The following is a 7,269-nucleotide window of genomic DNA, read 5'->3' as shown; positions in this document are numbered from 1 at the left end:
GGTGCACGGAAGGGCAGAAAACTGCTGCGAAACCGCACTCCATCCTCTCCCCGCACGCCACTACTACTTCCCGATCCGCAGCGCGTTGGCGTAACCGGTCAGCTCCAGATAGCCCCGGCCCACATACGCCCCGTCGCCACTCACCTGCACCGCACCTTCCCAATACACCGCACCGGTCGATTGCCGCGAATCGAGTTCCTGATCATCCATCAGCGGATCGAGCCGCCATGTCAGCGTGCCGGCTTTAACGCTCATCGAGACGGGGTACGATGCGTTCGTGCGCGGCGAGCGCCAGGTGCGAACCGGCGTAAAGTCGACCTGATCAGGGCCGAATGTCGTCACACGACCTGCTGGATTACGAAGGGCCGCATGCGCCCACATGGCGTGTCCATCGCGGCCGCGTACCTTGAATGCCATTAAGGCTGAACCGTCAGCGAGATTGACCCCTAGCCAATCCCATCCGACCGCATTGGCGTCGAGCAGCGTGCTCGACCACTCGTGATCCAGCCACGCCATGCCGCTTACCGCAGTATTCCCGTGCGATGTACTTCCCGCTGCGTTCGGACGCACCACGCTGCCTGTCACGCGCAATTGCGGTTCACTGTAGTAATAGCTCGCCTGCTCCGGCCGCGGACCTTTGCGGGAATAGCCGCGCTCACCTTGGATCAATGGCGCTTGCGTCGGTGTCAACGCGAGATGCAGCGAGAAGCCGTCGGCGTCGACATTTACATCGTAATGACCGTCCGCTGCGCGAATGATTTTCCAGGCGTCGAGCTTGACGTCGGTATTGCCTGGCTGTGCATAAGCAAGCCCGAACCCTTGACGGGCAATACGCTGATCGTGGGCAAGATGCCCGAAAGCAGGATCGCTCAATGCCGCGTGCGCAATGACCAACTGCGAAGGCGCAAAAGCACTCGGATCGGCGGCATCGTGGCCCGTTGCCGAACGGAAAAACGTGATCTGAAAACCCAGCGGCTGATTGTCCGGCGTCGTGAGCCAACCCGTTGCGTACCACCATTCGGTGCGAAAAGCCGGGTGCGCGCCGCTGTCCTGGGGCAGCGCGATCGGGTGGTCCGGTGTGACTGCGGCAAATTCGGCGGGTGCGGCGAACGCGGACGACGCAGCGAGCAGGCCGGCGCAAAGCAAACTGCGAAGGCGAGGTCGCAATCGCCGGAGACTCGTTGCGCCCGCGTAGAGGCCTTGCGTTAAAGCAATTTCCCGGCGTGAGATGCCGAGCGACATCACCTTGACGCGAGGCGAGGGTATTTCGCGCGCTGAGAGCGCAGTACAAGGCGCGAGTCGGCGCAGAGCCACGCAAGATGCGGCGGTCACATCAGAGCGCGTCGCCCCTTCACACCCCGGTCGTTTCGCCAACTCACGCGACACCCATCGCATCACCAATCCTCCTTCACCGCGCGCACCGCATCCACCGACACCGCGCTGCGTCCGGCGATCACCGCTGTCGAGCACGACGAAACCAGCATCACCAACGCGACCGTCGCCAGCACGGTCCATGGCACGTGCAGCGACATGCTCCAATGAAACGATTGCGGATTGACGACGAACACGAGAATCAGACTGATCGCGAATCCAAGCACAAAGCCCATCGCAATACCGCAAGCCGTGAGCATGACGCCTTCCAGCGCAAGGATCGCGAGGACCTGCGCGCGGGTCACGCCGACGTGCCGCAACATGCCGAACTCGCGTGCCCGCGCGAGCGTCTGCGCCGAAAACGTCGCCGCGACGCCGAACAGCCCGATCACGATGGCGACCGCCTCGAGCAGATAGGTGACCGCAAAGCTTCGATCGAAGATCACGAGCGTGCGCGTGCGAATCTCGCCCGGCAGCGACAGGTCCAACGAAGCGCCGAAGGGCAGTGCGCGCAGCCCCGCAATCACGTGTTCGACGGGCGTGCCTCGCTGAACAGTCATGGCGACATCGGTCGCACTCATGTCGGCGGTGAGGCGCCGGTAATCGGCGAGCCGTATCTGGATCGCGCCGCTTTGGCGCACGTAATCGCGCCACACGCCGGCAACGACGAACACATGTCCGCTGTCGCCCAGCGGCAATTGCACTCGCTGACCGAGCCGGTATCCATACAGGTCGACCATTGCTTCGGATACCCAAACAGGTGTTTCGCCTGCTCGAAGTTCGGATGTCGGCAGTATCGCACCGGTCATCTGCAGCGTCGCGCCCGGATCGTCAGCGTTGATTTCGCGCGCAAGCACGGCGACGTCCGGCCGCGCCGGATCGAGCGTGAGATGCGAAATGCGGGCAAATGCGGCGGTCTTGATGTGGGGCATGGCCGCCAGCAACGCCTGCTCGTCGGGCCGCAAGCCGCCGGTATCGCCGTTCGGCGCCGCGCGTACGTAGAGATCGGCAGACAGCAGATGGGCTAGCCAGTCTTCGACCGACACGCGGAAGCTGGCCACCATGATCGCCATCGCGACGATCAGCGCGAAGCTCGACAACACGCCACCCATGGCGATCGCTGCGTGCCCTGGCGCATTCGCGAGACGCGCCATCGCGAGCGTGCTCGCGGTCCCCGCGCGACGTCGTGCGGCAAATGCACGGCTTGCCGCGCCGAATATCAGCGCGGTTACGCGCGGCATCAGCGCGATTCCGCCGATCAGCAGCAGCGCGACGGCGACATAGCCGCCAATCGGCGCATCGAACCACGGCGGCGATTGCGTAAGAACGGCGGCGCCCAGCAGGCATATCAAAGCGGGCCACGGCGTGGCGAGACGGGTCAATGCGCTTTCCTCGGCGCCTGCCTTGAGCGCAGCCGCAGGCCTTGCGCGTGCCGCTTCGAGCGCGGGCGCCAGGCTGCCCATGACCGACGCCGCGATGCCGAGCATCAGGAACACCGCGGTAGCCAGCGGTTCGAAACCCACCTGTGGCTGCACGCCAGGGAAGTAGCCGCCCCCGAGATCGCTGCCGAAAAAGCGCAGCGCGCCGCTTGCCAACGCATAGCCGAGCGCGAGTCCGCCCAGCGAGCCGAGCAGCCCCAGCAGCGCGCCTTCCAGCAGGATCTGCCGCAGCAGTTGACCGCGCGTCAGTCCGAGCACGCGCAGCATGGCGAACTGCGCGCGACGCCGCACGACGCCCAGCGCCTGTGTCGAAAACACAAGGAACGCGCCGGTGAAGAGGGCCACCAGCGCGAGTACGTTCATATTGATCCGATAGGCACGCGACAGTCGATCGGTGCGGCTTTCGGCGTCGCGCGCTTCGGCGATCACCCACTGCTTGCCGAGCCGCGCCTGCAGATCGCGCCTGAAGCGTTCGCGATCGACACCGCGCTCGAGCTGCAGATCGACGCGCGACAGCTTGCCCACCTTGTCGAATTTCCACTGAGTCGCGGCGATATCCATGACGGCGAGCCGTTGACCCGGACGCGTCCTCACGAGGCCGCCCGCCACGCGCAAGCGCACGATCGACGTGCCGCTTTGCAGCGCGACGTCGTCGCCGGCTTTTACGTTCAGCCATTGCTGTGCGGCCGATGAGAGAAACACCGTATCGGACGCGAGCGTATCGAACGGCCGGTCCGGCGACGGCACGCCGACCAGATCGGGCGCGATACGGCTCGCCTTGAACACATCGATGCCGAGAACCGGCAGCGCGGCGTTGCGGCCCGGCACCGCGACATCGAGTGCGAGCACGGGGCTCGCAAGTGCCACACCGGGTTCAGTCGACAGACGTGGATAGATCGATTCGTCGAACCAGGGCTGCGCGCCGCGCACCTGCAGATCGGCTTCACCCGAAAGACTGCGGGCAGCCGCCGAGAATTCGTTGAAGGCCGCGCTGTTGATCAGCTGCACTGCGTAACCCAGCGCGACGCCGAGCGCGATCGTCGCAACGGCAACCAGCGCGCGCCCGCGATGGCTGCGCCATTCGGCGCCTAGCAGCCAGCGTGCGAGAACGCGGTGTCCCTGCGTGCGCAGCAAGGGGCGGAGGTCAGCGCGCATCGTCGGCTGAGCGGGCGGGGCAGCTGCGCGTGAGAGACGACGGGTTGGACGACGCGGATTTCCAGGAGTCCGTAGATTCCGCCGACTCCGCGTGCAAGCCGCCGTCGCTCAGAATCAGGATGCGGTCAGCGACGGCCGCCGCCGCTTTCGAGTGCGTCACCATGATCGTGGCCGCGCCGGTCGCCTTGCTTTGCGCGCGGAACAGGCCGAGCACGTCGTGTGCGGTATCGGGATCGAGATTGCCCGTGGGTTCGTCGGCGAGGATCAGTTTGGGACGATGCACGAGCGCCCGCGCAATCGCGACACGCTGCAGTTCACCGCCGGAGAGTTGCCGCGGAAAGTCGTCGCCGCGGCCGCCCAGGCCGACCGCCGCGAGCATGTCGAGTGCGCCGGCCGTGGGCAGATCATTGAGCAGCAGCGGCAGCGCCACGTTTTGCGCGAGCGTCAGATGAGGCAGCACGTGAAAGGCCTGGAACACGAAGCCGAGCTTGCGGCGGCGCAGACGGGTTGCCGCATTGTCGTCGAGCCGCGTGACCGAGTTGCCGTCGATGATCACGTCGCCGCTATCCGCGCTGTCGAGCCCGGCGATCAGATTGAGGAGCGTCGATTTGCCGACGCCCGAGTCGCCCATGATCGCGACGAATTCACCCGGCCCGAGCGTGAAGTCGAGGTTCGCCAGCACTATACGGCCCGCGCCGTATTGTTTGCTCAATCCGCGGCATTCGAGTGCGGGAACGGCAACTTCGTCACGAAGCGTCATGCGGTATCCAGGAAATCTGGCCGGCGAAGGCAATACCCGGCGGGACAGGAAAGTGTGCCTGCTTACGGGCAGGTCTGCATGCAAATCGGCGAAGTTTGTGCGACATCTGTAAGGAGTACGGAAGCGGCGCGGGTCACCGGTTCATCGGTTTGGACGGTCGGGCGGGTGAAAATGCGTGGGTATTTTTCGGGTGTTAGCCGCCGCCGATTAGAGTGCCGGACCAAAAAAAATTTCTGTTCGTGAAAGGCCGGAGTTTTCGCCCGGGCGTGAAATCGGCACCCGGGCAGCGCCCCATCGCTAGCATGGTCTATTCCGCGGTGGCGCTTGAATGAAACTGCGAATGCAAGAGTGGCTAATTTGGCGCCAATTTGCCGGCTTTTGTTTGTAAATATCATGGCTCGTGCCGTGCCGCACAAGATTTGTGCGAACGCACATTTTCATGCGTTTCGCAAGGGCATACGTTGCAACAATGTATTGTGACGGGCATTGCAGCGTTGTTGCGCTGCAAAAGTACTCTTATCTTGGTAATCTCCCACCCTTGGTCATTCGACTGCGGGTAAACGTGTAGCGGAAACCGCCGCTCGCGCTTCAAATTCAGCGAAATCCAACTTACAAGTCCATTCCAATGCTTTCTTTTTTTGAAGGCCTTGATGGGGCGTTTCGTACTTAAAGTTTTCGACAGAGCACATGCCATTGCCTCTTCTTAGTCTTCTCATCTGGATCCCCATTGTCGCTGGATTGGTCGTCTTGCGAGCCGGATCCGACGCGGCACGCAGTCGCACCCGTTGGCTCGCGCTGGCCGGCGCGGTCGCAGGTTTCCTGCCGGTGATTCCGCTGGTCGCGAATTTCCGCAACGACGTCACGTCGATGCAGTTCGTCGAGAACGTCCGCTGGTCGCCGACGTTCGACATCGCGTGGCATTTGGGAGTGGACGGGATTTCGCTGTGGCTAGTCGCGCTGACCGCGCTCACCACGATCATCATCGTGGTCGCGTCGTGGGAATCGATCACCCAGCGCACCGCCCAGTACTTCGGCGCGTTCCTGATGTTGTCGGGCTTCATGCAGGGCGTCTTCACGTCGCTCGACGGCATGCTGTTCTTCATCTCGTTCGAAGCGACGCTGATCCCGCTGTATCTGCTGATCGGCACGTGGGGCCAGTCGAACCGTTCGTATGCGGCAGTGAAGTTCTTCTTCGTGTCGTTCCTCGGCTCGCTGATGATGCTGATGTCGATGCTGTATCTGTACAGCCAGACGCACAGCTTCGACCTCGCACTGTGGCGTGAAACGCACCTCGGCACGATGCCGCAGATCCTGATCTTCCTCGGCTTCCTCGCTGCGTTCGGCGTGAAGGTGCCGATGTGGCCGCTGCATACGTGGCTGCCCGACGTCCACCTCGACGGCCCGACCGGCGCCGCCGTGATGATCGGCATGCTGAAGCTTGGCGGCTACGGTCTGTTGCGTTTCGCGTTGCCGATCGCACCGCAGGCGAGCCACTTCTTCGCGCCGATGATGATCACGCTGTCGCTGGTTGCCGTGATCTATTCGAGCCTGCTCGCGCTCGTGCAAACTGACATGCGCCGTCTGCTCGCGTATTCGACGGTGGCGCACATGGGTCTCGTGACGCTCGGCCTGTTCGTTTTCAACCGCATCGGCCAGGCCGGCGCGATCGTGCAGATGCTGTCGTACGGCGTGGTGTCCGGCGCGATGCTGTTGTGCACGGGCATGCTCTACGACCGCACCAGGACTGCATCGATCGCCGAGTACGGCGGCGTCGCCAACACCATGCCGCGCTTCGCCGCGTTCGTGATGCTGTTCTCGATGGCCAATATCGGCCTGCCGGGCACGTCGGGTTTCGTCGGCGAGTTCATGGTGCTGATGGGGGCAATCCGCTTCAACTTCTGGATTGGCGCAATCGCCGCTTCCACGTTGATCCTGAGCGCGGCCTACACGCTGTGGATGTACAAGCGCGTGATCTTCGGCGCGATCGCCAATGCGCGCGTCGCGAAACTGAAGGACCTCGGCAAGCGCGAGTTCGTGCTGCTCGGCGCGATGGCGTTGCTGGTGCTGGCGATCGGTCTCGATCCGAAGCCGTTCACCGATGCGATCGATCCGTCGGTCGGCACGCTGCTCGCGCAATCGGAGCGCTCGGCTAATCCTGCAGACGACTCCGCGCCGGCTGACGGCGGCGAGCATCTGCAGGCAGCGGCGCCCGCACCGGTCGCCACCGCGGTCCGCACGCCGGGCTGAGGGCGCGAGGTGTTGCGCGGATGCAGCATGTGCGACTCGCGGATGCTGCTTTGCTGACGCCTCTTTTCGCATCTACTCGAAACCCTTGCGTGGTTCCTGCGCGGCTCGACCTTCAGGTCAAGTCGCGCTTTGGTGTTTTTTTCAAGGGTTTTTTGTGGTCCGTCAACTTTTCAGTGCTTAGTGGTGGAGTACTGAGCCCCGCGCTTGCACGCAGGTGTGTGCGGCAACGTGTCGCACGGGGGTGCGACGCAATAGACCATTGCAAAAACGATGCTTTATTGCCACTCGACGTGCCCC

The 7,269-nt window shown here is 63.5% G+C and carries 4 protein-coding genes; 1 reads left to right on the top strand and 3 read right to left on the bottom strand.

What is annotated here, in order from left to right:
* Nucleotides 1-63: 63 nt before the first annotated feature.
* The 3 genes from P0D89_RS37775 to P0D89_RS37765 all read right to left on the bottom strand — a co-directional run bounded on the left by P0D89_RS37775 (nucleotide 64) and on the right by P0D89_RS37765 (nucleotide 4,725).
* Nucleotides 64-1,242, bottom strand: coding sequence for a lipocalin-like domain-containing protein (locus tag P0D89_RS37775; protein WP_408378088.1), 1,179 nt, complete (start codon nucleotides 1,240-1,242; stop codon nucleotides 64-66).
* A 152-nt stretch (nucleotides 1,243-1,394) separates the two neighbouring features.
* Nucleotides 1,395-3,965 (bottom strand): FtsX-like permease family protein, encoded by a 2,571-nt coding sequence (locus P0D89_RS37770; RefSeq protein ID WP_408378087.1) that lies wholly within the window; start codon nucleotides 3,963-3,965, stop codon nucleotides 1,395-1,397.
* A complete protein-coding gene (locus tag P0D89_RS37765; protein WP_408378085.1) occupies nucleotides 3,955-4,725 on the bottom strand; it encodes an ABC transporter ATP-binding protein in 771 nt (256 codons plus the stop codon). The genes P0D89_RS37770 and P0D89_RS37765 overlap by 11 nt, the downstream gene beginning before the upstream one ends.
* A gap of 687 nt (nucleotides 4,726-5,412) precedes the next feature.
* Here P0D89_RS37765 and P0D89_RS37760 point away from each other — a divergent pair.
* Nucleotides 5,413-6,972, top strand: a complete 1,560-nt coding sequence (locus P0D89_RS37760) for an NADH-quinone oxidoreductase subunit M (RefSeq protein ID WP_408378083.1) — start codon at nucleotides 5,413-5,415, stop codon at nucleotides 6,970-6,972.
* The last annotated feature ends 297 nt before the right edge of the window (nucleotides 6,973-7,269 follow it).

Origin of the sequence: Paraburkholderia sp. RL18-085-BIA-A (assembly GCF_046027075.1) — a bacterium.
Taxonomy (GTDB): Bacteria; Pseudomonadota; Gammaproteobacteria; order Burkholderiales; family Burkholderiaceae; genus Paraburkholderia.
Note: the sequence above shows the minus strand (reverse complement) of the source record. Positions and strands in the feature narration are given on the sequence as shown.

Excerpts from the sequence above, each read along its gene's own strand:
- P0D89_RS37775 (WP_408378088.1), bottom strand. The coding sequence starts at position 1,242 with ATGTCGCTCGGCATCTCACGCCGGGAAATTGCTTTAACGCAAGGCCTC.
- P0D89_RS37770 (WP_408378087.1), bottom strand. The coding sequence starts at position 3,965 with ATGCGCGCTGACCTCCGCCCCTTGCTGCGCACGCAGGGACACCGCGTT.
- P0D89_RS37765 (WP_408378085.1), bottom strand. The coding sequence starts at position 4,725 with ATGACGCTTCGTGACGAAGTTGCCGTTCCCGCACTCGAATGCCGCGGA.
- P0D89_RS37760 (WP_408378083.1), top strand. The coding sequence starts at position 5,413 with ATGCCATTGCCTCTTCTTAGTCTTCTCATCTGGATCCCCATTGTCGCT.